Raw genomic sequence first — 26,503 nt, 5'->3', positions numbered from 1 at the left:
TAAATGAAAATTATTAAGACATTTATTCCCGGATTGGTAGTAATTGAACCTAAAGTTTTCTCAGATCAACGTGGTTATTTCTTTGAATCATTTAACGAAAAAACCTTTGCTGATAATGGTTTGAATTACAATTTTATTCAGGATAATGAATCCAAATCTACATTTGGTGTTATTCGAGGGTTGCATTATCAATTAGAACCATATGCTCAGGCAAAACTTGTAAGAGTTTTACAAGGTTGTGTATTGGATGTGGCGGTTGATTTAAGGAAAGGTAGTCCAACTTTCGGAAAATGGTTTGGACAGGAATTAAGTTGTGAAAACAAATTACAGCTACTTATTCCACGCGGTTTTGCACATGGATTTTCAGTATTATCAGAAACTGCAATTTTTATTTATAAATGTGACAGCTTATATAACAAAGAAGCAGAAAGAGGAATTAATTTTAATGATCAATTTTTAGGAATTGATTGGAAAATAGAAGAAAATAAAAGAGTTATTTCAGATAAAGATATCGTTCAACCTTTATTTAATGACGCAGAAAAAAACTTTAGTTTTTAATTATGTCAAAAATACTTGTAACCGGCGCTAACGGACAATTAGGTAGCGAAATCAGAGAATTAAGTAATGAATTTAATTCTTTAAGCTTTATTTTTACTGATGTTACTGAGCTAGATATTACAGATTTAACATTGCTCAAAAAATTCTTTAATAATAATAGTGTAAAGTATATTATTAACTGTGCTGCTTATACTGCAGTTGATAAGGCTGAGAGTGAAATAAAACTTGCCGAAAAAATTAATATTACTGCAGTTTCAAATCTTATAAAATTTGCAACACATTTTAATTCAAAACTAATTCAAATTTCAACTGATTATGTTTTTGATGGTACTGCAAATATTCCTTACAGTGAAACTGCCCCGACAAATCCAAAATCAGCATACGGATTAACAAAGTTAAAAGGCGAAACTGAAGCTTTGAGATATAATAATAGTATTATAATAAGAACATCCTGGCTATATTCTTCTTATGGAAATAATTTTGTTAAAACAATGCTTAAGCTTGGAAATGACAGAGAAGAATTGAATGTTGTTTATGATCAGGTTGGAAGTCCTACATATGCTAGAGATCTTGCAAAAGCAATTTTGCAAATAATTGTTAATGCTGAAGAAAAATCTGATACTTTTAAATCTGGTATTTATAATTATGCAAATAATGGTGTTTGCAGCTGGTATGATTTTGCTGTCGAAATAATGAAATTTTCAGGATATAAATGTAAAGTGAATCCTATCGAAACCAAGGATTATCCGACACCTGCAAAACGTCCTGCATATAGTGTTTTAAATAAAAACAAAATTCAAAATACTTTTAATATAGAGATTCCTTATTGGAGAGATAGCCTTGAAGATTGTTTGAATAAATTGAAAAAATAGAGTATATGACTGATAATAGACTTGAAAGAGCTACCCAGAAAGCTGAGAAATGGTTAGAAACTGGCTTTGATGCCGAAACGTGTAAAAGTGTAAAAGAGCTTTTAAACAATCCTAAAGAATTAACTGAAGCTTTTGCAGATGATTTGGAATTTGGAACAGGTGGCCTACGTGGAATTATGGGTGTTGGCACAAACAGAATGAATATTTATACTGTACAGATGGCAACACAGGGCTTTAGTAATCATATTAATAAAGCTTTCCCAAAACAAAAGGATCTTAAAGTAGCAATTGCTTATGATAGCAGAAATAATAGTAAAATCTTTGCAGAAGCCACTGCTAATGTATTTTCTGCTAACGGTTTTAAAGTATTTTTATTTGAATCGTTAAGACCAACTCCAGAATTATCATACGCTGTAAGAAAATTACAATGTATTGGTGGTGTTGTTATAACAGCCTCACATAATCCTAAAGAATATAATGGTTACAAGGCTTACTGGACAGATGGCGGACAACTTGTACCTCCTCACGATAAAAATGTTATAACTGAAGTTATTGCTATTAAATCGTTTAGCGATGTAAAAAATAAAGTTGTTGATGGTTCTATTACAATGTTAGGTAAAGAATTTGATGAACTTTATATAGATGAAATTGTTAAAACATCGCTTTCTCCAGAATCTATAAAGAATAATCATAATCTTAATATTGTTTACACTCCTATTCATGGTTCGGGTGTAAATCTGGTTCCATTAGCATTAAGTAAAATAGGTTTTACCAATGTTAATATATTAAAAGAACAATCTAAACCTGATGGTGATTTCCCAACAGTAAAAAGTCCGAATCCTGAGGAAAAAGCTGCACTGAATTTAGCTTTGGAAATGGCTGCAAAAATTAATGCTGACCTTATCCTTGCTACTGATCCGGATGCCGACAGAGTTGGCGTTGCAGTTAAAAACTTTAATGGTGAGCATATTTTGCTTAATGGAAACCAAACAGCATCATTATTGACATTCTACATGCTTTCAAAATATAAAGAAAATCATTTATTAAGAGGTAATGAGTATATTGTTAAAACAATCGTTACAACAGAATTACTTGCTTCAATTGCAAATGATTTTAATGTAGAATATTTTGATGTACTTACTGGATTTAAATATATTGCAGAGGTTATTCGTGAAAACGAAGGTAAAAAGAAATATATCTGTGGTGGTGAAGAAAGCTACGGTTTTTTAGTTGGAGATTATGTAAGAGATAAAGATGCTGTATCTGCTTGTGCTATGATTGCCGAATGTGCTGCTTGGGCTAAGGATAATGGAAAAACATTGTACAGTTTACTTATTGATATTTATTGTAAATATGGATTTTATAAAGAATCTTTATTGTCAATAACAAAAAAAGGTAGCGAAGGTCAAGAGGAAATTAAAAAGATGATGAAAACTTTTCGTCAGAACCCACCAATGGAAATAGCTGGTTCTAAGGTTAGCTGTATGAAAGATTATCTTTTACAGATTGATCATGATTTTACAAATAATTCAAAAAAATCAATAGATCAACCAAAATCAGATGTTTTGCAATTTATTACAGCAGATGGTTCCGTTGTTTCTATTCGTCCTTCGGGAACTGAACCTAAAATTAAATTTTATTTTGGGGTAAAAGAACCTCTCTCCTCACCTGCTAAATTTGATGAAGTAAATAAAAAACTCGATACAAAAATCGAAAAGATTATTGAATCTTTAAAATTACAGTAAGGAATATTAAGCATTTATTCCTTATTAGTTTATATTGTTATTTTGTAATAGATTTAATTTTATAAAATCGGCTATGAAACAACTGTTTGCTTTTGGGATAACTGCTTTGATTCTACTTTTTGTTTCGTGTGGTTCGCCAACAGAAAGAGAATTATATGAAGATGAAATAGATGGGTTTAGTTACAAAACCTATAAAACTCTAAGTGGATCTGTTATTGGTCCTGCAATAATTGTTTATAATACTACTGCCAGTGATTCTGAAAAAATAAGCTCAGATTACATGCGGTTATTGCTGGGTTATTCGTGGTCAATTGCTCAAAAAAGTAATTTTTCTTTTGCCGAATCAAACATTGTTATAGAAAACAGTAAGGACGAGAATGCTGTAGCTCTTGCTCATATTTTATTATCTATTGGAATGTATGAGAAGGGTTGGAAACAAATTGCAAAAGAAGAATCAACTATTGGAATGAAGCAGTTTGGAAAAGATGGAGACCAGAATCAGGCTTACACTCAAATGCTAGTTATCCATTTACTTGCAGGTGTTGTTTCCATTTATGACAGAAACTTTGATATGGCACGTTTTCACTTTGCCGGAATTGGTCAGCTTACAGGTGTAAATTGGCCTTATATTCTTGTGGATGCAATTGGTGACATAGATTCAGGAGATTATCAGAAAGGTCTGGTTAAACTCAAAAAAGCAAGTCAGGACCCATCTGTTCCTGAAGAAATTCGTAGTGCTCTGGCTGATTTGATTAAGGAAGTTGAAAAAACAACAGGTAATGTCGAGAGCCCTTTATTTGTGCCAAAGTTAATAGGCAAATATCTCTTCAACGAACTTAAGAATTCAACATCAAAAGGAATTAAATCACTTTTTGCATTACCGGAAGAGTTGAAAAATAAAGTAAGTATTTAAGTTGAGATATTTTTTTCATATCGGTTATAACGGCACTCATTATCGTGGCTGGCAAAGACAAATAAATGCTAATAGCATACAACAAGTATTTGAAGAGAATTTAAGTCTGGTTCTTAAAAGTCAAATAACTTGTATTGGTTGTGGAAGAACAGATGCAGAAGTACATGCAAGTCAATATTTCTTTCATATTGATGTTTCGGAGAAATGGGATTTTGATTTATTGGCTCGTTTAAATATAATGTTACCTAGAGATATTGCCGTTTTTGACATAATTGAAGTTAAAGAAAACTCGCATGCACAATTTGATGCAATAAGCAGAACTTACGATTATTTTATTCATACATATAAAGATCCATTCCTTAATGAGCTTTCTTCACTTTATATTGAAAGAAGTCTGGATTTATCAAAAATGCAAGTTGCTGCAAATTTGCTTAAAAAATATACAGACTTCAGAGCACTTTGCTTAACTCCTGATAAAGGAACTACAACCCTTTGTAACATTACTTCTGCAAATTTATTTGTTTCTGAAAATGAAGATAAAATTAGATTTCAGATTTCATCTAACCGGTTTTTAAGAGGAATGGTAAGAATTATTGTTAGAATGTTACTTGATATTGGTAAGGGAAATTTGAGTATAGCTGAGTTTGAAAATTATTTAATTTCCAGAGAAATTGAGACTGAACATAAACTTGCTTTTCCGCAAGGGTTGTATCTTTCAAAAGTTACTTATCCATTTTTAGATATAAAACAAAGGGCAGAATTTGCTGCTTTTATAAATAATTGGGTTTTAGTATAGCTTTTCACTTCTTCATTCTGAATGTCCTAGTTTGGGCGGAGTGGTGAAGAATATAGATACGAACCAGATCCTTCGCTTTGCTCTGGATGACAATAAAAAGTATTTACTGAAATTATTACTAAATTAGTGTCAAAAAAAATATGAAATCCTACCGTAAAGAACTTTGGTTCGATATTAAAAGCCGACGTGAGTTAATTAATATAACTCCTTTTGTAAATCAGTGTTTGATTGATAGTGGTATTAAAGAAGGACTATGCCTGGTAAATGCTATGCATATAACTGCAAGTGTTTTTATAAACGATGATGAATCTGGCTTACATCATGATTTTGAAGTGTGGCTCGAAAAACTTGCACCCGAAAAGCCATATTCGCAATACAAACACAATGGTTTTGAGGACAATGCAGATGCTCATTTAAAACGTACAATTATGGGTCGCGAAGTTGTTGTAGCTATAACAAATGGTAAACTAGACTTTGGTCCTTGGGAACAAATTTTTTACGGAGAATTTGACGGAAAGCGTAGAAAAAGATTATTGGTGAAAATTATTGGAGAATAGTATTTAATGTTAAAGTTGTCAAGTTGCACATTGCTGCACGTTGTATTCGTAGGTGGTGTTATAGGCTGTAAATTTTACTCTTTAATAATTCTTGTCACCTCGGTTTTATTATTTCCAACTTGTTTTAAAATGTAAATTCCTTTTGAAAGTCCACTTATATTAATATCAGTTATTCCTTGCTTTAAATTTTGTTCTAAAATTACTTGTCCTTGCATGTCTGAAATTAATATGATTGATTTTTGCAGGGACTCAATAGTCAATTTATCATTTGCAGGGTTTGGATAAACTGATTTCAGTTCTCTGTTATTTGTATGCATATTTACACCATTACCAATATTTTCACAAGCAAATTCCCCCATTGTTAAAGTTGTATTGCCCCATGGATTAAATGTAAGGCCAGCAATCTTAATCCAGCCATATTTATAAGAAGAAGCTACTTGTACACGTACACCAATGTAAGCGGTGAATGAGCAATTTGGGCATCCACAACCGTAACTTCCTGTATACACAGTATAATAATTCAAGTAAACTAAACTATCCCAATTTGCATTTGAATTTATAGAGTAATTGTAATTAAATTCATGAGCTATTCCAAACCTATTTACATATACGCCAGTATTTGTATAACAAGTATCGAAATAACCTAAAGCAACATTATTGTTATTAAGACCGCTTAAAGTACAATAATCCGAATTCATACCTAAAGCTGTAGTAGGAGGACGAAGTGCAAATTGGAAGTCCATGATTCCATCATTATTTATATCAATCAAATAAAATTGCGGATTATAATTCGGTGGGTTTTGGGGGATGTTAATTACTATACTATCAGGTACAAATTGGTAATGGTAATCATTTATACTATGTTGTCCAGAAATAATGAATTGTGCATTGACCAAACCCGTCAAACAAATTAATACAGTAAAGAGTGAAAGTTTTTTCATTTTATTTATAGCCTATAACAAAAATATAAACCAATCTATTACTGTTTATTTTTCTTTAAATTTTCGTGAAAAGTATCTGATTTTTCATGTGGATTAAAAAAGGGACTATAAACACCCTCTTTTGTTTCGTGATTATAATAACCTTTTATAAATTGCTTATGTAAAATATTATAATTCTGGTCATCTTCATTTAATTCATCACTAATTTGTGAAAAAATCATTTCTTTTAATACTTTATCATCAGCATCAATTAAATCAGAATAAAATTTTAAGATTTCAACTCCTATCTGAATAACAATAGTATGTTTGCCGTAGAATTTTCTTTTTACTAAAAAATAATTTACTTCAATTTCATTAATATTTGAAATATTATCTGTTGTATAATCTAATGATTTAATAAATTTAAATCCTTCGTTAATTATTGAAATAGCAGTTTCTTCCAAAAAGGTATTATGAAGATAAATTAAAATATTCTCATCATATCCTATAAAGTCGCGAAAACTAATATGTTTCTTTGTTAACGAATCAGGCATGAATAAATATAAGTGTCAAGATTTATAATGATTTTCAAATTTATTAAATAACAAATTATAAACAAAATTTTATACACACATTTATAACAAACTATTTATCTTTATTATATTGATAAAATATTCCTTTGTCAAATGGCGTCCACATACAGGCTTTCTGACCACAAGAAACTAGACTGATATTTGTCCATGTATTACAGGTGTGCAAAAGCGAATAGCTTCCATAAGCCTCGTAAAATGCATCATTATCACCATAATTGGCATTAGTCTTAATATTTATAAAATGCCCGTTTTTATCTTTCTTAAGGCTTCTTAAAATATATTTTATTAAATTAAAATATTGTTTTTTGCTTATATTTATTTTTATACAACTTTCTGATTCTTCAATTTTCTTATAAAATGTTGCATGTATTGCCGAGTTGCTTAAACCAAATGCTGCATTAAATGCAGTTGTAAATTTTAAATCTGCCCATGTTGGAGTTTCAAGATAAAACCCTTTATCGCCCCACCCTATTGCAATAAACTGCATTAAAGAGTCTTTCTTTTTTGTGTATTCAAATTTTATTTCTTTACTCCAGTCGTATTGGTCATTTTTTATTGGCATTACTATGTCAGTATGAACTCCATTTGTTAAAATATATACTGAAATAGTTTTACCTGACTCTTTTTTAGCTTCAATCTGAATATGCGAAAATATATAAGCGATTAACATGTAAAGTGCCGGCAATAATATTAAAGAAAGAATGAAAATAGAAATTATTTTAATAATCTTTTTTAACATTGTGCAAGTTGTTAATTTCTGTTTTATCCTCCAATTGCATTGAATTTATTAGATAAACTGTAGGTGCCACATTTGGGTTTATTTCCTATAGCCATTTCTATGGCTTTTTCGGCGCCCAATTCTCTAACATTATATGCAATGTCATTAAACAAACATGGTCTTAAATAACCATCACTTGATAATCGCAATTTGTTACAATTATTACAATCGCCTCCCGTTCCACCTTCTACAACAGAAAATTCACCTGTTTCTAAATTCATTTGATGAATAAACCGAACCATTAAACCGTGTTTTTCGCAAAACTTTTTTACTTGTAATGCATCTGGTTCATTCTGGGATTTATTAACAACACAATTTATTTTAATAGGTCTTAGACCTGCATTAATTGCAGCTTCAATACCTTCAATTACTTTATTAATATCACCACCTCTTGTAATTTCTTTGAATTTTTCAGGATTTAAAGTGTCGAGACTAATATTTACCCTTTTTAAACCTGCTTCAGATAATGGTTTTGCAAAATCTTTTAATAATATTGCGTTTGTTGTTAGAGATAAATCATTAAGCTCCTTAATTTGTGATAATAATTTTATAAGTTCTAAAATATTTTTTCTTACAAGAGGCTCACCACCTGTAATTCTTACTTTATTTATGCCATTTTTTACAGCAATTTTAGTAAACTCATAAATTTCCTCAAATGATAATATATCCTTATGGTCAATAAGCTTTACACCGTCTTCAGGCATACAATATTTGCATCGCAGATTGCAACGATCGGTAACAGAAATCCTTAAATAATGTATGTCTCTGTTATATCTGTCTAACATTTACTATATCCCCTTTCTTTAATTCAAATACACCAATACTTACCGGGAAAAGCACATCGGCATTGCATAGAGATGAAACATGGGCTGAGCGGTGGTATTCAACTGGAACGACTTCTCCTTTTTCGTTAATTTTTGATGGCACCCATAACATAACATCGGCTTTTGCTCTTTTAAAGTCAGTACCTAATGTCAAATAAATATTTTTTTGTACTTCATTTGAACCCATCATTTTTTGTAAAAATGGCTTAACTAATATTTCAAAAAGTACAAATGATGATACAGGATTACCTGGTAAACCAAAAACAAATGCATCTTTATGCACACCAAATACAGTAGGTTTTCCAGGTCTGATTTTTATTTTTTCGAAAATTAAATCTACATTATTTTGTTTAAGTATTTTAGGCACAAAATCAAAGTCGCCCATTGATACTCCGCCGGTTAATATTACAACATCATTTTCAGAAATGGCTTTTTTTATTGCCAAATCAGTTTTTTCTTCAGTATCTTCAATTATTCCAAAATAAACAGGAATAGCATTTATTTTCTGAACCTGAGAATATATCTGCCATGCATTGCTGTTTCTTATTTGACCTAATGCAGGTTTAGTGTCAGGTTCAACAAGTTCGCTTCCAGTAGTTAATACAGCAACTCTTGGTTGTTTGTAAACTAATAATTCAGAATATCCAACAGAAGCTATTAGTGCAATATGTTGCGGTTGTATAAGTAAACCCTCTTTTAATAAAACTGTATCTTTTTTAATATCTTCAGCCTTGTATGCAATATTAATCCCTGTTTTTTCTGTAGTTAATTTTATGTGAGTCTCGTCTATTTTCTGAGTGTGTTCAACCATTAATACACAATCTGCACCTTCGGGTAACATTGCGCCTGTCATTATTTTTGAACATTGATTCTGCTTAATGTTATTTTTTGGAACATCTCCGGCAGCAATTGTTTCCAAAACTTCAAGATTATTATGAATGTCGTCAATTTTACAAGCATAACCATCAACTGCCGATTTATCAAAAGGTGGCATATCTATATCGGCAATTATATTTTGAGCAAGAAATCGGTTAGTTGAATCCAATAACTTAACTTTCTCCTTATCAGCACATTTAGCTTTTTCTAATACAGTTCTTAATGCATCTTCAAATAGTATCATTTTCAGAAATAAAATATTTTCAAAATTAATTAATTTTAACCTATTTGTTAATAGCATTTTTAATATCTTTGTTGTTAATTATATAATATCATATAATTATGTTCATGTAATTAAATTCTAATTATTTAAGTTATGATAGCAAATCAGGTTTTATTAGGCATGTTTGGCGGACAGGAAATAATAATAATTTTAATTATAGTATTACTTCTTTTCGGCGGAACAAAAATTCCTCAGCTAATGCGTGGTTTAGGCAGAGGAATGAACGAGTTTAAAAAAGCTAAAGATGGTGTTTATGATGAACTAGATATTAATGATACTAAAACTACTAAAACTGATAAAAGTAGTACTACAAAATCAGCTGAAAATAACAAATAGAAGTTTTATTCTCATTTCAATATATACTTGATAGTGAGATTAAGATACTAAAAACAAGTTTATGTTTAGGTTTCTATTTGGATTTTATAAAAAGAAAGAAAACGATTCAACCTTCTGGGGACATCTTGATGAATTAAGGAAATATCTATTTCGCTCAGTTATAGCAATTTTTGCTTTTGCAATTGTTGCATTCATATATAAAGATTTTATTTTTAATACTATTATTCTTTTACCAAGTGATACTAAGTTTATTACTTATAAAGCATTTTGCAAAATAGGTACCTTCTTTAATTTTGATGGTTTATGTTTTCAGCCTTTTACCTTAGATCTTATTAACACAGAAATTGGTGGGCAGTTTCGCTACCATTTGTTAATTTCTATAATTTCAGGAATAATTGTAGCATTTCCTTTTATTGTTTGGCAATTATGGCAGTTTATTAAACCTGCTCTTAAAGAAAGGGAATTAAAATCATCAAGGGGAATAATTTTATACATTTCAGCTTTATTTTTATTCGGAGTATTCTTTGGTTATTTTCTAGTAGCACCTTTAACAATAAATTTTCTGGCAACCTATGAATTAAGCTCAAATATTAAGAATTTAATTTCAATAGGATCGTATATTTCAATTTTATCAATTCTTACCTTATCAATGGGAATTGTTTTTGAACTACCTGTATTAATATATTTTCTTACAAAAATTGGTTTGTTGTCATCTGCGTTTCTTAGAAAATACAGACGTCATGCAATAGTTGTGATTGCTATTTTAGCAGCTTTTATTACTCCTTCGGGAGATATGTTTAGTATGTTACTTGTAGGATTTCCAATCTGGGTGCTATTTGAAATCAGCATCTTTGTTAGTAAAAAAGTAGAAAAAAACAGAAAAGAGATTTTAGACTAATTTCCATTCATTTCCAATAATTGTAATTTTATTTTCTATTTTTAAAAGTTCATCTTCCAGTTTTCCGTTTTCTACAGTAATTATAAGGTCTGCAGTATTTCTGTTGGTTATTTTATTTATATCCTGAACTTTGTTAATTGAAGATTCTATAAAAATTAAAAGTCCAGGTTTAAATATTCTTCCTAAAACTCCCGATTCGCAAATTATTAAACGGTCATCTCCGATATGTTTTAAAATAATTTCAAATGCTTCTTTAAGTTTATAATCTTTTGTCTCCAAATAATAAACAGGGCTGGCTCCAGCCTGAAAGAATGCCGAACTGTCTTTAGTTGTTATCTCATCTTCCAGATAAATATTGCAATCAATATCATTCCAGATTTTATTTTTTGGTTGTTTGTCGGCATGAAAATGTGGCGAAACTTTAATTGCTGCAATTTTATTTTTTTCCTTATTTACTTTTATTATTTTGCTTACCAGTGCAGTTTTTCCGGTATTTCTTCCCGAGCCACAAACAATAAGTAAATTTGGTAAATAATGATTCATTTTAAATTATTTAAATCGTAAATAGTATTTACATTACTAAAAACATTTTTATTAAAAAATGGAAGACTCTCGGATATTTCTAATTGTTTGAAATTACAAACAGGTATCAGACTTAAAGGCGAGTAATCATTTTTTGAAAATAAATCTTCAATAACTGGGATTAATGATTTTGTGTATATTGCACATAATGGCTCATAATGAGAATTATAAAATGGCATTATCAAATCAAATCCATTTGAATTATCAATAATATAACTGATTAATTTATCTGTAATTAAAGGCATATCACAGGATATAACAATATTTACATGATTTGAACTTTTCTTTAAACATGAATAAATTCCTGCAAGAGGCCCATATTTCCCGATTTCATCAGGTACTTTTAAATAATTATATTCATTTAACTTGTTCGAGTCGGCACTAATAATAATTTCATCACAGTATTTCCTGAACAAATTAATAGGATATTCAATTAATGGTAAATTGTTATAAATGATTTTACTTTTGTCCTTACCTATTCTACTGCTCTCTCCGCCAGCTAATATAATTCCTGTTAAATTCATTTAATTTTAAAATAGTTTTTGATTTTTTTGTCAGAGATATAATACATAATTGTTCCTACTATCATTCCAATTAAATAACCATATGGTAAGCCACATGCAATTAAGGCAACCAGTAATGCTATAAAGAAACTCTTTTTAGAATCAATAATATCTTTTATAAAAATCATTAATGTTAATCCCTCAAATAAAAGAATTACGCCTAATACTGGTAAAGGGAATATCTTAACAATTTGCTCAAAACTACCGCTAAAGAAAAAACCTAAGATTAAAAACAATATGCCATAAATAAATACAGATCCTCCGGTTCTTGCACCAAATGCGTAATGTCCGGCCATGCCACCCGAACCATGACATGTAGGAACACCGCCTAAAAATGGATTAATAATATTTATTATTGAATAAGTAAGACTGATTTTTTTTACTGTTATTTTTTTCTCTGGAAAATAATCAGTTGCCATTTGTTTTGTTGCAATAATTGAATTTCCAATAGAAAGAGGAATCTGTGGAAGTGCCAGTATTAAAAACCCGGTTAAGATGTCTGTCCAGCTCGGTGTATACAATTTTGGTATTGAAAAGCTAATTGCATTTACAAAATTAAAGTTTGTGAATTTAAAAATTAAGGCATAAGCAACGCCTGCAATAATAATAAAAATGGCCGGAGGATATTTTCTGTTTCCTAATAAAATTATTGTAATAATAAATGCAATTCCTGCAAGCCAATATCCCGAAAAAGAATCTGCTACAACATATTCTTTTAATGCAACCATAGAAAGTTGAATTCCAAGCCCAAACTGAATTCCACGCACCACAACCTTAGGAATATATTTTGCAATTAAATCAACAAGACCTGTTAGTGATAGAACTAACATTAATACACCAATTGCTAAACCGCCACCATAAATAACTTCGGGAGCAATTTTTTGTGTAATTACAATCATTGCAACTGCTTTTAATGGTTGAACCGGCATTGGAATTCCGTAAAGCATTGCAGTTAGCAATTGCATAATCCCGTATGTTATTAAAACACTGGCACTATCTAATCCAGAAGCCAGTATCATACCAATTATTAAAGGTAAATCGGTGCCAATATCACCAAAAGCTCCCGAAAACTCATTTCGGTCGAACCTGATGCGAGACTTAAAAAAAAATAAAACATTTGCCATACTCAATAAAAATGCCTTCTATCAAATGGAAAGAAGGCACAATCATTAAATATTTTTTAATGACTTTCTCCTTTCCAATTTGGGTTTTAAACCTCGGGTGGGCTGTTTGTTTCCATTGACCCAATGGTTAATTTTCATAGACTTTCATCCTTAGAAAACTTAACTCGGAGACTACAATAAATATAATTTTGTCGAAATTTTCGACTCGTAAAGTTATTAATTATTAGTAAACAGAATAAAAAAATATAGTTATAATTCCCAATTTTATAATAATTTTGAGACCTTAACGTTTCATCGATATTAATTTTTCAATTCATGTCAAAATATATTTATAAAGCAGTAATAATAATTTATTTAGCCTTGTTAAGTAATACTGCTTTTTCACAAGATGATTTTTATAGTAAATTTACTAAAAAGGCAGATTACACTTATGCAACCAATGAGTTTTTCAAAGCCTTAAATATGTATAAAGATTTGTATAAAGAATCTCAAAACAAAGATGAGAAGAATTATATTTCATTTAGAATTGCAGAATGTTACAGAAATATGAATCAAACTCAAAAGGCAGAGGCTCAATACTTAAAGGTTATTACTAAAAATTATCAAAATCCTCTTATTTATTATTATTATGCGGATATGCTTCAAAGGAATGAAAAATATGCTGAAGCCGCTGTACAATATGAAGAATATTTAAAAAGAGTTCCTAATGATGAAAGAGCAAAGGTGTCAAAAATTTCCTGTTCCCTTTCAGCAAAGTGGATTGATAGTCCTACCAGATATGTAATTGAAAACAGAAAAGAATTAAACTCGAAAGAAAGTGATTTTGCACCGGCATATGCTTCAAATGATTATTTAAATATTTACTTTACCTCTACCCGCCCGGGTATTCATGGTGAAAAAATAAATCCTGTTACAGGTCAGATATTTTCTGACATTTTTGAAACTTCTTTAGATAAAAAAGGTGAATGGAGTAAGCCTGAACCGTTAAATGATACTATAAACTCAGTAAATGATGATGGAGCACCGTGTCTGTCAGATAACTATAATAGTTTGTATTTTACTCGATGCAAAATTGCAAGAGGTATTAAACTTGGTTGTCAGATTTATAAAGGCGTACGTGATCCTGGTGAAGACTGGCTAAAATATGAAATAGTTCAAATTGCAAATGATAGTATTTCTGTTGGATATCCTTCAATTTCAAAAGATGGTTTAACAATGTATTTTGTTGCTAAAATGTCAGGAGGATTTGGTGGTAACGATATTTATATGATGACAAGAAAGTCAAAATCAAAATCTTTTGCAAATCTTGTAAATCTTGGAATGGAAATTAATACCCTTGGCGATGAAATGTTTCCATTTATCCGTGAAAACGGCATATTGTATTTTTGTTCCAACGGTCATCCTGGTATGGGTGGACTAGATATATTTAAAGCAACAAAAAATGAAGATAATGAATGGATAGTTGAAAATATGAGATATCCGATTAATTCTTCTCAGGATGATTTTGATATAATATTTAAAGGAAACTCTGAGGAAGGATTATTTAGTTCTTCACGAAAAGGAGGAAAAGGAAAAGATGATATATATTCATTTATTTTACCGCCAATGGAGTTTGTTTTACAAGGTGTAATCAGAGATGAAAATACCGATAAACCTATTAAGGGTGCAAGAATAAGAATTGTAGGAAATGATGGAACTGATCTTGACATTACAACATTAGATGATGGTACATTCAGATATAAACTTAATCAGCATACAGATTACATTTATTTAGCTAAAAAGGAAGGCTATCTTAATGGAAAGGGAAGAATAACAACTGCTGAATTAGCAGATAGCAAGACTTTCTCTGATGTAATTAGATTGGCTTCAATTTCAAACCCTGTTGAAGTAGAAAATGTATTATATGATTTTGGTAAATGGGATTTACGTCCTGAAGTTAAAAGAGAATTAAACGGACTTTCTGATATTTTAAAAGCAAATCCAAATATTACAATTGAATTAGGCTCTCATACCGATATGGTAGGCGATTCTTTGAGTAATGTTACATTATCTCAAAAACGTGCTCAATCTGTAGTTGATTATATGGTTGAAAAAGGAATTGCAAAAGATCGTCTTGTGGCAAAAGGTTATGGAAAAACAATGCCAAAAGTTATTAATGGAAGAAATGCAAAAGATTCAAAAGATGGAGTTTTTAAGGAAGGTGATATTTTAACCGAAGAATATATAAATAAGCTAGCAACTCCTGAATTAAAAGATCAGGCTAATCAAATGAATCGTAGAACCGAGTTTAAAGTTATTTCTACCAACTATATTCCTGATATTGACGAAGAATAAATAATTACTTTATTAACATTTGTTTTATAAGTAATGTTATATCAAATTATTATATGTTTTATATTTTAAAGTTTTTTATGTTAATCTATTAATAACGTGAAAAATTATTATGTATCTTTGAGTAAAATAAAAAGACATGAAAACTTTATTGTTTTTCGTTTCAGTTTTTTTCTGTTTTAATCTGGCTATAGGTCAGACTGATTCTACAACTGAATATTTTAATCCATCTAATTTATCTCCGGTTAAAAAAGGAGTTTCTGGTCGTTGGGGCGTTAATGCAGGTGCATTTGGTGGTAGTTTTAACGGGCAAGGTTATTATGGTTCCTTTTTGGCTCCGAATTATAATGTTAATTTAACTTCAAAACTATCTGTTCAGGCCGGTGTAATTTTCAGTAGTTTTAGTATGCCAAGTAGTTTTAATACCGAGGGTGGTTCAAGAATGAATAATGTAAACGGAACTTTTTTTTATACACAAGGATCTTATAAAATCAGTAATAAAGTTTTTCTAACAGGTGGTGCTTATACTTCACTTGCAAAGCCTGATGTTCCTAACAATATAAACCCTGCTTATTATAATGATGCTAAGGGTGGCAAAATAGGTATTGGTTATAATATTAATGAGAAAACCAGCTTGTATTTCGAAATGCAATATAATAAAGGCAATTCACCGTTTAATTCTTATTCCTCTCCTTTTTCACACAACTGTGGAAATTCATTTACAGGTTGGTAAATTCTATTTTTAAAACATAGTTTTTTCAATTTTTCATCATCGTATTTTTTAAGCTTTTTTTTTATATTAGCGGTATTAATAACCATTTAAAACTGCTAAATATGAATCGATTTAGTTTACTTATTTTAATTATCATTTCTAGTTTTTCAATCTCTCATTTAGGTTATAGTCAGACTATTAAACCTATTATTGCAGATGACTTAATTATTAAACAAAAGATTAAGGAGAACCCTCAGATTTTAAATGATTATTTGCTTTATGAAAAAAACTTTAAGCAAATTATTGAAAATCTTAATAACATTAAAGTAGATACTCTGATTAATGGTAGAAGAATAATTCCTGTAGTGGTTCATGTTATTCATGCAAACGGACCTGAAAATATAAGTGATGCACAGGTTATAGATGGAATTAATAAAATGAATATTGATTATGCAAAATTAAATGCAGATACAGTAAATATTTTTCCACTTTTTAAACCAAGAGCATCAGATTTTGCAATTGAATTCAGATTAGCAAAGATAGATGTACTTGGAAATTGCACTAATGGTATTGAACATATCTTTGATCCTCAAACTAATTGGGCATATTTTGCAACTATGAAACAATACGTTTGGGATCCAACAAAGTACATGAATATTTTTGCTGTAAATTTTATTTATCCTGAAGGTATGTCATTACCCGACGGAGCTTTTATTGGCGGTATGTCTCCTTTTCCTCCTGACAATACTTTATCACAGGCATTAACAGGTGGTGATTCTGATATTGATGGTGTATTAATTCGTCAGGACTGTGTTGGCTCAATTGGAACAGCAACAGATATGGGTGGAATGGGTATAAATTTACTTAACAGAACATTTACTCATGAAACAGGTCATTATTTTAATTTATATCATCCATTTCAAAATTTAATGTTTGGATTATTGCCCGCATCAAGTGGTTGTCCTACTCTATTTGCATCAGCCGGCGATGAAGTTGACGATACTCCTCCTGTAGCTGTTGCAACACAAAATACTTCTGTATCATGTTTTACTCCCGGAAGTATTAATTCTTGCACACAAGATAGTCCTGATGAGCCTGATATGATTGAGAATTATATGGATTATCAATTCGGATATTGTACCAATTCATTTACAAACGGACAAAAAGCCAGAGTTGATGCGACTCTTGCAGGTATCAGACATAATTTGTGGACAAAAGAGAATTTAATTGCAACAGGAGTTTTAGACACAAGTTACCATCCGATTTGTGCACCAATAGCTGACTTTTCTGCAACCCCAAAAAGAATTTGTGTTGGCGATGCTGTAAACTTTTCAGATATTTCATTTAATTCAGCTCCAACTTCATGGAACTGGGATTTAACCGGCGCAACACCTTCAACTTCTACACTTCAGAATCCTTCTGTAACATATACAGCAGCAGGAATATATCCTGTAAAACTTATCGTAGCAAATGCTTCTGGAAATGACAGTATAACAAAAACTTCTTATATCAGAGTATTTGATCCATCTACAAATGTTCAGGTTCCTTTAAATGAAGATTTTGAAGCTGGAATTAACCCTACCTGGATAGTTGATAATGCAGCTGGGATTGGATGGGAAATTACTGATACTGCTTCTGTTTCTGGTACTAAATCTGCAAGAATCAGAAATTTTATCGGAAACCAGAATGGCAGTTTTGACGATTTGATTAGTGATGGTTATGATTTAACTTCTTTATATAATACTGTACCTCTTAAATTAAAATTTAAATATGCTTATTGCGGTAAAATAAATCCTGGTACTGTTCTTACTGATGCCGATACTGCATATGATAAAATGAGAATTTTAGTTTCTACAAATTGTGGTAAAACTTGGGCTCAAAAATGGGCAAAATTAGGAGCTGCACTACAAACCACTACAGTACCGAATCAGAATAGTTTTGACCCTGCACCTGCCGACTGGGCATCAGATTCAATAAATATTCATATATATTTAAATCAGCATCAGACAAATTTTAGATTTAAATTTGAATTCTTTGGCAATGGCGGTAATAACATTTATCTTGAAGATATTAATATTGACAATGGTACATATACCGGAATGGATTCATATTCTATGGATCTTGTAAATATGGAAGTTTATCCTAATCCAGTTGACGAAAATTCAACTATTTCATTTGATTTACCAGAAAACATGAATACTAAAATTCAAATTATAGATTTGGTAGGTAAGGAAATTAAGGCTATTGAAAATAATGATTTGGCAGCAGGCCACCATGAATATTCAATTAGTAAGAATGATTTGAATTCTACCGGATGCTACTTTGTTAAACTAACTGCTGGTGAGTTTGTGTTTACTAAAAAATTAATGGTGAAATAAATTAATTTTATAAAAATCTTAAAAAGGCGCAGATGAACTCTGCGCCTTTTTTATTATTTTTGTATTCTAAACACCTACAAAAATTTTAATGTTAGAATAATATGAATGAAAAGACCAGAATTTTAGCTAAAACAAAAAACATTCAGATAATTATTGATAATTGTCTTCTTCAGAAAACTGAATTTACTGCAATTCCACGTAACTCTAATTCTGATGATTGGGAAGTTGAATTAAATATTAAAAGCATTTCTAAAGCTTTAGAATGGGGAATGTTTATTAAAGCAAACAGACTTGAATTAGCAACAAACGAATTATTTGTAAATCCTGTTACAACTCCGGTTGTTCAGCCAAGACCAAAGCCTAAAAGAAAAGAAAAACCAGTTGATTTCTCTGAAATAACTGAAGAACAATCCGATGAAAATGAAAACGAAAGTACATCTTTAAAAATGGAAATCCCTTCAAATAATCTGTTATCATTTGAATAAAACTCATCGGGATTTTCTGTTTTTTAACACTCTATACTTCATCGCAAATTCAGTAATTTATTTCAAATTGCTAACAAGCACGCAATTATGCGAACTTGCTATTTTTTTAAAATTACCGTAGGTTTGACAAAAAATTTAGAATGTTTCGATTATTCATTATAGTATTTTTAATTTGTCCTTTTGTTTTAGTTGCTCAAACCACTAATACTTTAGTTTTAAAAGGTGGTGTATATGCCTATTCTAATGATGCTCCTGTTAGTTTTGCAGCTGTTCATATAAGAGCTACAACAATAGGTACAATTACAGCAGAAGATGGCAAATTCGAACTTAATTTCGATTCAAAGTATATTAATGACACAATTATTTTTTCATCAATTGGTTATAAGCAGATTAAACTTCCAATTTCTAAAATTAATTTAAAACAATTTCTAAGAGTAGAAATACAGGATTCGCTTTTTCTGTTAAATGAAGTTGTTGCAATGTGTTATGACAATATAGAAGCACTTCGCTGGAAAAGTAAAAAAAATGATAAAAGCCAATATTTGCTTACTTTTTCAACTCGCGAACTTCAGAATGCAGCAAACTATATTAGTATTTTGAAAGAAAATTTTGGTGGCGATGCAAAAATAAAATCAAATTTTATTCGCTGGAAAAAAGTAAAGGTAAACGGAATATCTGATAAGGTTACAATAACCGTTTCGTGGTTCCCCTGCCCCTATTGTCCCGATCAGGTAAATGATGTTGCTGTTACCATAGAAGTTTTGGATAGAAAAGACAATAATCTGGTAGAAAATAGTACTTTCAGAAAACCTTTGATTAATTATTTTCAGAATCTTTTAGATAAAACTTTTGCGCAGGGTGTTGATAATGCACAACTGGAAGAAAGAATGCAGGTAATGTATCTTAAGAAAGCTAAAGACCCATATACCGGCCAATGTTACGGATATTATGAAACCGGGCAAAAAGGATTGCGTGGTGCTTATGAAAAAGGAATTAAAAATGGGTTCTGGGAATACTGGTATAGCAACGGACAAAAGAAAATTGAAGGTACATATTCAAACGGTAAAAAGGAAGGTAAATGGCGATTCTGGTATTCAAACGGACAACCTAGAATTATTGCAAATTATAATGACGACGAAATGGATGGAAAAAATATTTGGTACTATGAAAGTGGTGCTAAAAAGAAAGAAGCAACATTTCGCAAAGGCGTTTATCTAGAAAAAACAGAATGGGACGAAAAAGGTAATGTTACCGATGTTACTAACTTTTTAAAATAATTCTATACTTATTCTTTTTTGTGCAAGCATTCATGCTTGAAATCGACAAGTTTGTTATAATAACCAATATTAGCATAATATTTTGTTTCTAAATTATTTTGTATATTTGATAGTATAAAATAAATAACAATAAATAAGTAGTTGAAAATAAGGATTACTTAAAATTCTAATAGATGGATTATTAACTTATGAAAATTATTTTTTCGATTTTATTTTTTCTATTTTTATTTATTGTAAAAATCTCTTATGCTATTTGTTACGAATCAAAAGAGAAATCTCCTATTGTTTTAACATTAAGTCTTGAAAGAGATTCATTATGCCCTGGTGATTCGACATTTATTAATGCTTTAATTTCAGGTGGTGATGGTGGTCCATATTTGCTTTATAATGATTCAGGTGAAATAATTAATAATCCTTATTTAGTTCATCCCGATTACTCTAATGTTATTACAATAACTGCAAAAGATTATTCAGGTAATCAAATCTCAAAATCAATTTATATCCACATAATGCCATTTCCTCCAACTTGTGTTATTGCAGACCATTTAACAGGATGTGTACCACTTAAAATAGATTTTATAGAAATCAATCCGGATCAAAATGATAAATATTTTTGGAATTTTGGCGATTCAATAGTTTCGAATGACACTTCAACGTTAAAAAATCCTGACTATACATTTTGCAATGATGGTATATTTTCTGTTTGGCTTACTAAAACTTCTAAATTTGGTTGTTCTACATCTGTAATTTATATTGACTTAATAACTGCCTATCCTAAACCGGAAGCTAATTTTAGCTTATCTCCTTCTATTTCTAAAGTAAATGATAGTATACAATTTTACGATCTGTCAACTTTAAGTAGTAATGTTATATGGATTTTTGATGATGGTGATTCTACTAATACTAAAAATCCTATTCATTTTTTTACTAATGAAGGCAATTATAATATTAAACTAATAGCAGTTTCAAACATGGGATGCATGGATACCATGTTAGTAAATAAAACAATATATTTAGCAGGCACATTTTTGGTTAAGGTTTTCCCAAATCCTTTTCATGATTTTATTAAAATTGAAACATTGACCGATTTATTTGTTGAAATTTTTGATTCTGGTGGCAAGTTGATAAAAAATCTAAGTATTAACGAATCACAATCTATTATTGATTTAAGTAATTTATCTGTTGGAGTATATATGATACGTTTTAAAGATGGTGATAGTATTTTAGAAACAAAATTGATCAAATTATAACACTTTACACATAATAATACAATGGTATATAACTTTCTCAAATGAAAATTAATTTATCCAGATATTTATCAGAGACATCCAGACACTGGTTGTGCTATTTTTTAATTTTATAATAAAATTTTAAAAATATATTGTTCTCTCTCGATTAGTTAATGAAATTAATTAGAAATCATAATCATGAAAATTGAAAATAAAAAAATATTGTTACCAGAACAATATGAAGAACTATTAAAAGTTTTAAAAGTTCGTTTTGAAAAAAACATGAACCGACATAAGAGTATTGAATGGAATAAACTAAAAGCAAAACTAGAAGCCTGCATATCCGGAAGTCAAAATAGTATTGAAAAAATCTGGAGTCTGAATGAAATGGAAAGAACTGGTGGTGAACCGGATGTTATAGCTTATGATAACAATACCGGCGAATATATCTTTTATGATTGTTCACCAGAAAGCCCTAAGGATCGCAGAAGCATTTGTTACGACCGGGAAGCACTTGAATCAAGGAAAGAGCATAAACCAGCAAATAATGCTATTGATATGGCTGCAAAAATGGGTATTGAAATCTTAACTGAACAACAATACAGGGATTTGCAGAAGTTTGGCAAGTTTGATACAAAAACTTCTAGTTGGGTAAAGACACCTGATGAAATCAGAAAACTTGGTGGTGCACTTTTTTGTGATTGTCGTTACAATCATGTTTTTGTCTATCATAATGGTGCTGATTCATATTATGCAGTCAGGGGATTTCGCGGTTTGCAAAGAATATTATAACAAAATAAAATATGTTAGATAAAAAGTTTTATTCAAACGGGCAAAAGATTCATGAATTAATTGATGATAAGTTAACTTACTTTTTTAAAAACGGTAAGATTAAGGCAAAAGGACAATACGTAGCCGGGCTAATGGAAGGAGAATGGATATTTTATAGAGAAACCGGACAACTTTGGTGTGTAGGTAATTTTAAAAACAGTAAAAAAAATGGTTCATGGTTACGTTATGATAAGAATTTAAATATAGAGTATCATGAAAATTTTGAAGATGGTAAACTAATTAAAAATAAATAACCTTTGTAAAATCCAATTTCTTCATCATTTATAACGATAACAAAATAGAAAGAAATATTACTCTTTTATCTTCATAACAAGCCTCTCATTTTTTACATTTCACTATAATCCACCATGTTACAATCATACGCGCTTGTAACAGAATCTTTTGCTATGATTTGCTTTTTTTTAAGCAAGATGAGAACGAGTGAAAATATTATTTTTTTGTATATTTGATTATAATAAAATTATGATTTGTTATACTTATTTGTTTATAACTATCTGAATATGTATGATGATATATAAACTATAAGTGTCTTGCCAACAAGTCTATATAGGACTAATTTGATGAAATCAGAAAAAATAATATGACTTTTAAAAACTTGACTTTGTTATTGATTGGAATAATTTTAATCAATACATTAAATGCTCAAAATATAATCAGACAGTCTTTAAGCAGTTTGGGTTCTAACAATATGTTTGATGGTATACTTCTTCGACAAACAATTGGACAACCTTCAAACACAACATGTTTTTCATCCGAAAATAATACTATACGACAAGGATTTCAACAACCTGTGAATAATATTAATGCAAAAATCTACTCGAATAAGAAAATTGAATTGTCCTTATACCCTAACCCAATTAATGATTATTTTCAGATAAAAATTGTAGGTGATGACATTTCATATTCAATATTGGTAACAGACATTTTAGGTAACACAATTTCAACTCTGAATATTGCAGGAAACAATGAAAGCAAAATAAAATGTGACAATTGGGGTACAGGAATATATTTTATAAATATTTATTCTAATAACAACTTACAAATAACAAAGAAAATTGTTAAAATCTAATATCACTATGAAAAATTTATTGACTTCATTTTTAATTTGTCTTATTGTAACCATAGGTTATGCTCAAGACAATTTTTCACTTCATTTCGCTCAGACATATTCTAAGTTCAAGTTTTTAGATTCTGAAGGGAATAAAGATGATAATATAACATCAGCCATTAATTATTCATATGGTTTGAATTATAGTAAAATATTTTCATCAAATATTTTTGCCAGAATTGAACTTGGTTATAAAAACCTTGGTGCAAATTCAATTCTGAATAATCAAAAACTTGATTGGTCTTTACATTATACCGACCTTAATCTTGGTGGTGGTTACATAGTAAACAAAGGTAAGCTTAAGCCATTTATCGGAGCTTCATTTTATTTTTCATATTTGTTCAAAGCAGAACAATCAATTGGTTTGAGCTACTATAATATGCTTAAAATGGATGCTATAAAAAATACTGATTATGGTTTGAATGTGTATGCAGGTTTATTGTATTCTTTTACCGAATCGGCATCCGTATTGTTTGAACTTAGAAATTCAACCGGCATGAATCAATTGGAGCAAAATTCAGAACCAAATCAAAGTCAAAAATTGTATAACAGAGCATTATCATTGCATTTTGGACTTGTTTTTTCGATAAATAAAAAATAAATATTTATAAATTTATCGACTATGAAAAAGTTATATATGTATATTGTTTTTACAGTAACAATATTTTCAATAAATACTGTTAAAGCACAGGTTGTTGATGGCATAACATATCAGGCTGTTGCTATTGACGAAAATGGAAAAGAAATTGCCGGAATGGATGTAAATGGAAATATTTTATCAGACAAAATCATAAATATCCGGTTTACAATTTTACAGGAAGAAGTGTCAGGAATACTCGTTTATCAAGAAACACATACAGCAAACACAGATCAGAATGGATTATTTACCGTTGTTATTGGACACGGTGTTTTAACTGGTTTAAGTCCTGACACAAGTCTCTTAAATATTGATTGGGGTAGTTATAAACACTTTTTAAAAGTAGAAATTGATATAAAAGGTAATAGTGAATATAAATTAGTCGGTATTCAACAAATGTTGGCTGTTCCTTATGCATTTCATTCATTACAGTCTGACACTGCAGTGTTCTCATATTCTTCAAATCATGCTAACTATGCAGACACTGCAACATTTGCGTATAATGCACAATCGGCAGCAACAGCTAATACTGCTACTACTGCTTTGACTGCAAATTTTGCCCAAACTGCTGCAACTTCTAATTTTTCTGATTCTTCATCATTCGCATTTAATTCTCAAACAGCTACAACTTCTATTTATTCCGACACCGCTAATTATGCGTACAATTTAATCAATCCCCAAACAAATGACACGGCACAGGTTGCTAATTCATTAAGCGGTCATTATGTTGGCGAATTATTTGGAGGTGGTATTGTATTTTGGGTTGACCATTCTCGTCAACATGGTTTAATTGCAAGCCTTGCAGATTTAAGTGCAGGTATGCCATGGAGCAACATTATTAATGTTTCAATTGGATCAACAGCTGAAAGTACTTGGGATGGTCAATCAAATACACAAGCAATAATATCACAAGCAGGTCATACAAATAGTGGTGCATTATTATGTACACAGTATATATTTGGAGGTTTTTCTGATTGGTATCTACCATCAGTTTTTGAATTAAGACAATTATTAGTTAATGCTTTTCATATTACATTTATACTAGAGAATGATGGTGATAATTATTCAACAGGGTTGCCAATACCAAACGATGCATGGTATATGAGTTCAACAGAAAGATTTAATAATTGTTGTAGCATTAATATAGATATGGGATCAGGTTATGTAGGTGATAAAGATATCAATTATCGTGTTCGAGCAGTACGAAAATTTTAATTATGAAAAGTAGGCCAGCTGGTAACACACGTTTGGCAAAAACTGGGTGGGTGGTGCAACTTGACAAATATAACAATATGTATAATATTTAGCGGTTTGACACCGAAGGGGCAAGCACAACTGCAAGTAAAAGCCTGCCAAATTCAACAGCAAACCGTTACCGCTTATTTATAAAAAACAATTACAAGTATGACTTTAAGGATTTATTAACAAATATAAGATAAAGAATATGAAACAATTATTATTAGTTCCCATCTTATTCTTGTCACTACATACTTTTTGCCAAAAACTTAATTTTGAGAAAATCGCATTAAAGTTTGTTGTTGACTCTGAAGAGTCTTTTTTAAAGCGACCCTCATCAGATTCAAAAATCCTAATAATTAGTTGCTCTCAATCTGCAAATATTTTCTGGGATTGGGAATTACAATTTATTTTTTCAAAATCAGATTCGACTTTAATAAGGCAAACTCAAATTCAGTGTAATAAAGAAATTTCAAATCTGACTGATGAATTCCACAAAATATATCCTTATGATTCTACAAGTTATAAAAATGCTGGAAAATTATCAAGATACTTAAGAAAAAATGCAAAATGTAGCTTCATTTATGATCATTGCAGAAATACTAGGATTAAATTGAATAATAAGCAAAAACAAATATTTTCATTTAATGGTTATCGCTATGCAAAAGAAAATGCAGGTATGATCTATGCTACCTCTCCTTATTTCATTAACAATAATGAATTTGCAATTGTATTAGTTGATTTTTGCATTAAAGACATATCAAATATGGAAATTTATGTATTCATTGACATGAATGGGAAAATTCTTAGATACTATTGTGTTGATGACAAACAAAAAGGAAAATAGCTCTCTTAAAAATAAATAAACAATCAGTAACACCACCTACGAAAACAACGAGCAGTGAAGTGCAACTTGACAAATATAACAATAAATAATATTCTTAGCGGTTTGACCCCGAAGGGGCAAGCACAACTGCAAATAAAAGCCTGCCAAATTCAACCGCAAACCTTTAGCTGTAAGCAATACAAAATGACTTTAA

At 30.1% G+C, this 26,503-nt stretch carries 28 protein-coding genes and 1 riboswitch; of the genes, 20 read left to right on the top strand and 8 right to left on the bottom strand.

Features of this window, described 5'->3' with window-relative positions; genetic code table 11:
* Positions 1–3 precede the first annotated feature (3 nt).
* The 6 genes from rfbC to HY951_12635 all read left to right on the top strand — a co-directional run bounded on the left by rfbC (position 4) and on the right by HY951_12635 (position 5,441).
* A complete protein-coding gene (gene rfbC, locus HY951_12660; GenBank protein MBI5540907.1) occupies positions 4–558 on the top strand; it encodes a dTDP-4-dehydrorhamnose 3,5-epimerase in 555 nt (184 codons plus the stop codon).
* Positions 559–560: 2 nt separating this feature from the next.
* On the top strand, positions 561–1,430 hold the full coding sequence (rfbD, locus tag HY951_12655; protein MBI5540906.1) for a dTDP-4-dehydrorhamnose reductase: 870 nt from the start codon (positions 561–563) through the stop codon (positions 1,428–1,430).
* Positions 1,431–1,435: 5 nt separating this feature from the next.
* Complete coding sequence (locus tag HY951_12650) at positions 1,436–3,175, top strand: phospho-sugar mutase (GenBank protein ID MBI5540905.1); 1,740 nt, start codon at positions 1,436–1,438, stop codon at positions 3,173–3,175.
* 73 nt (positions 3,176–3,248) lie between these two features.
* Positions 3,249–4,088 (top strand): hypothetical protein, encoded by an 840-nt coding sequence (locus HY951_12645; GenBank protein MBI5540904.1) that lies wholly within the window; start codon positions 3,249–3,251, stop codon positions 4,086–4,088.
* Between the two features lies 1 nt (position 4,089).
* Complete coding sequence (gene truA, locus HY951_12640; protein MBI5540903.1) at positions 4,090–4,884, top strand: tRNA pseudouridine(38-40) synthase TruA; 795 nt, start codon at positions 4,090–4,092, stop codon at positions 4,882–4,884.
* A 140-nt stretch (positions 4,885–5,024) separates the two neighbouring features.
* A complete protein-coding gene (locus HY951_12635) occupies positions 5,025–5,441 on the top strand; it encodes a YjbQ family protein (GenBank protein ID MBI5540902.1) in 417 nt (138 codons plus the stop codon).
* Positions 5,442–5,515: 74 nt separating this feature from the next.
* Here HY951_12635 and HY951_12630 read toward each other — a convergent pair whose 3' ends face one another.
* From HY951_12630 to HY951_12610, 5 genes are all read right to left on the bottom strand, one after another.
* Positions 5,516–6,382 (bottom strand): T9SS type A sorting domain-containing protein, encoded by an 867-nt coding sequence (locus tag HY951_12630; GenBank protein MBI5540901.1) that lies wholly within the window; start codon positions 6,380–6,382, stop codon positions 5,516–5,518.
* Positions 6,383–6,420: 38 nt separating this feature from the next.
* A complete protein-coding gene (locus HY951_12625; GenBank protein ID MBI5540900.1) occupies positions 6,421–6,915 on the bottom strand; it encodes a hypothetical protein in 495 nt (164 codons plus the stop codon).
* Between the two features lie 91 nt (positions 6,916–7,006).
* Positions 7,007–7,693 carry a TIGR02117 family protein gene (locus HY951_12620; GenBank protein MBI5540899.1) on the bottom strand — a complete coding sequence of 229 codons (687 nt, stop codon included), beginning with the start codon at positions 7,691–7,693 and terminating at the stop codon, positions 7,007–7,009.
* 23 nt (positions 7,694–7,716) lie between these two features.
* Entirely contained in the window at positions 7,717–8,517 is an 801-nt protein-coding gene (locus tag HY951_12615) for a radical SAM protein (protein ID MBI5540898.1), read from the bottom strand.
* A complete protein-coding gene (locus tag HY951_12610; protein MBI5540897.1) occupies positions 8,501–9,676 on the bottom strand; it encodes a molybdopterin molybdotransferase MoeA in 1,176 nt (391 codons plus the stop codon). The genes HY951_12615 and HY951_12610 overlap by 17 nt, the downstream gene beginning before the upstream one ends.
* Positions 9,677–9,835: 159 nt before the next feature.
* Between HY951_12610 and tatA the strand changes: the two genes are divergently transcribed.
* Both tatA and tatC read left to right on the top strand, forming a co-directional pair.
* The gene (gene tatA, locus HY951_12605) at positions 9,836–10,051 is read left to right on the top strand and encodes a twin-arginine translocase TatA/TatE family subunit (GenBank protein MBI5540896.1); all 216 of its coding nucleotides are present in this window, start codon (positions 9,836–9,838) and stop codon (positions 10,049–10,051) included.
* A 61-nt stretch (positions 10,052–10,112) separates the two neighbouring features.
* Positions 10,113–10,949: a twin-arginine translocase subunit TatC gene (gene tatC, locus HY951_12600; protein MBI5540895.1), complete on the top strand. Its 837-nt coding sequence runs from the start codon at positions 10,113–10,115 to the stop codon at positions 10,947–10,949.
* Here the strand turns inward: tatC and HY951_12595 are convergent.
* Genes HY951_12595 through HY951_12585 form a run of 3 tightly spaced genes read right to left on the bottom strand, consistent with a single transcriptional unit; the run spans position 10,941 to position 13,218 of the window.
* Positions 10,941–11,492 (bottom strand): hypothetical protein, encoded by a 552-nt coding sequence (locus HY951_12595; GenBank protein ID MBI5540894.1) that lies wholly within the window; start codon positions 11,490–11,492, stop codon positions 10,941–10,943. The two genes, tatC and HY951_12595, sit on opposite strands and share 9 nt — an antisense overlap.
* Positions 11,489–12,055, bottom strand: a complete 567-nt coding sequence (locus HY951_12590; GenBank protein ID MBI5540893.1) for a molybdenum cofactor guanylyltransferase — start codon at positions 12,053–12,055, stop codon at positions 11,489–11,491. The genes HY951_12595 and HY951_12590 overlap by 4 nt, the downstream gene beginning before the upstream one ends.
* Positions 12,052–13,218, bottom strand: a complete 1,167-nt coding sequence (locus HY951_12585) for a transporter (protein MBI5540892.1) — start codon at positions 13,216–13,218, stop codon at positions 12,052–12,054. The genes HY951_12590 and HY951_12585 overlap by 4 nt, the downstream gene beginning before the upstream one ends.
* Positions 13,219–13,269: 51 nt before the next feature.
* Positions 13,270–13,400, bottom strand: a riboswitch (molybdenum cofactor riboswitch).
* Positions 13,401–13,533: 133 nt separating this feature from the next.
* Here HY951_12585 and HY951_12580 point away from each other — a divergent pair.
* The 12 genes from HY951_12580 to HY951_12525 all read left to right on the top strand — a co-directional run bounded on the left by HY951_12580 (position 13,534) and on the right by HY951_12525 (position 26,310).
* The gene (locus HY951_12580; GenBank protein MBI5540891.1) at positions 13,534–15,552 is read left to right on the top strand and encodes an OmpA family protein; all 2,019 of its coding nucleotides are present in this window, start codon (positions 13,534–13,536) and stop codon (positions 15,550–15,552) included.
* A 136-nt stretch (positions 15,553–15,688) separates the two neighbouring features.
* Positions 15,689–16,282: a hypothetical protein gene (locus tag HY951_12575; GenBank protein MBI5540890.1), complete on the top strand. Its 594-nt coding sequence runs from the start codon at positions 15,689–15,691 to the stop codon at positions 16,280–16,282.
* A 101-nt stretch (positions 16,283–16,383) separates the two neighbouring features.
* Positions 16,384–18,639, top strand: coding sequence for a T9SS type A sorting domain-containing protein (locus HY951_12570; GenBank protein MBI5540889.1), 2,256 nt, complete (start codon positions 16,384–16,386; stop codon positions 18,637–18,639).
* A gap of 101 nt (positions 18,640–18,740) precedes the next feature.
* The gene (locus HY951_12565; protein ID MBI5540888.1) at positions 18,741–19,124 is read left to right on the top strand and encodes a hypothetical protein; all 384 of its coding nucleotides are present in this window, start codon (positions 18,741–18,743) and stop codon (positions 19,122–19,124) included.
* A 140-nt stretch (positions 19,125–19,264) separates the two neighbouring features.
* Positions 19,265–20,401, top strand: coding sequence for a carboxypeptidase-like regulatory domain-containing protein (locus tag HY951_12560; GenBank protein MBI5540887.1), 1,137 nt, complete (start codon positions 19,265–19,267; stop codon positions 20,399–20,401).
* 188 nt (positions 20,402–20,589) lie between these two features.
* On the top strand, positions 20,590–21,651 hold the full coding sequence (locus HY951_12555) for a T9SS type A sorting domain-containing protein (GenBank protein ID MBI5540886.1): 1,062 nt from the start codon (positions 20,590–20,592) through the stop codon (positions 21,649–21,651).
* 174 nt (positions 21,652–21,825) lie between these two features.
* A complete protein-coding gene (locus HY951_12550) occupies positions 21,826–22,422 on the top strand; it encodes a DUF4256 domain-containing protein (protein MBI5540885.1) in 597 nt (198 codons plus the stop codon).
* 11 nt (positions 22,423–22,433) lie between these two features.
* On the top strand, positions 22,434–22,715 hold the full coding sequence (locus HY951_12545; GenBank protein ID MBI5540884.1) for a hypothetical protein: 282 nt from the start codon (positions 22,434–22,436) through the stop codon (positions 22,713–22,715).
* Between the two features lie 347 nt (positions 22,716–23,062).
* Positions 23,063–23,551, top strand: coding sequence for a T9SS type A sorting domain-containing protein (locus tag HY951_12540; protein MBI5540883.1), 489 nt, complete (start codon positions 23,063–23,065; stop codon positions 23,549–23,551).
* Positions 23,552–23,558: 7 nt separating this feature from the next.
* Complete coding sequence (locus HY951_12535) at positions 23,559–24,191, top strand: outer membrane beta-barrel protein (protein MBI5540882.1); 633 nt, start codon at positions 23,559–23,561, stop codon at positions 24,189–24,191.
* A 21-nt stretch (positions 24,192–24,212) separates the two neighbouring features.
* On the top strand, positions 24,213–25,442 hold the full coding sequence (locus HY951_12530) for a DUF1566 domain-containing protein (GenBank protein ID MBI5540881.1): 1,230 nt from the start codon (positions 24,213–24,215) through the stop codon (positions 25,440–25,442).
* A gap of 229 nt (positions 25,443–25,671) precedes the next feature.
* Positions 25,672–26,310, top strand: a complete 639-nt coding sequence (locus HY951_12525; protein MBI5540880.1) for a hypothetical protein — start codon at positions 25,672–25,674, stop codon at positions 26,308–26,310.
* Positions 26,311–26,503: the final 193 nt, after the last annotated feature.

This window comes from Bacteroidia bacterium, assembly GCA_016218155.1.
Lineage (GTDB): Bacteria > Bacteroidota > Bacteroidia > Bacteroidales > GWA2-32-17 > GWA2-32-17.
Note: the sequence above shows the minus strand (reverse complement) of the source record. Positions and strands in the feature narration are given on the sequence as shown.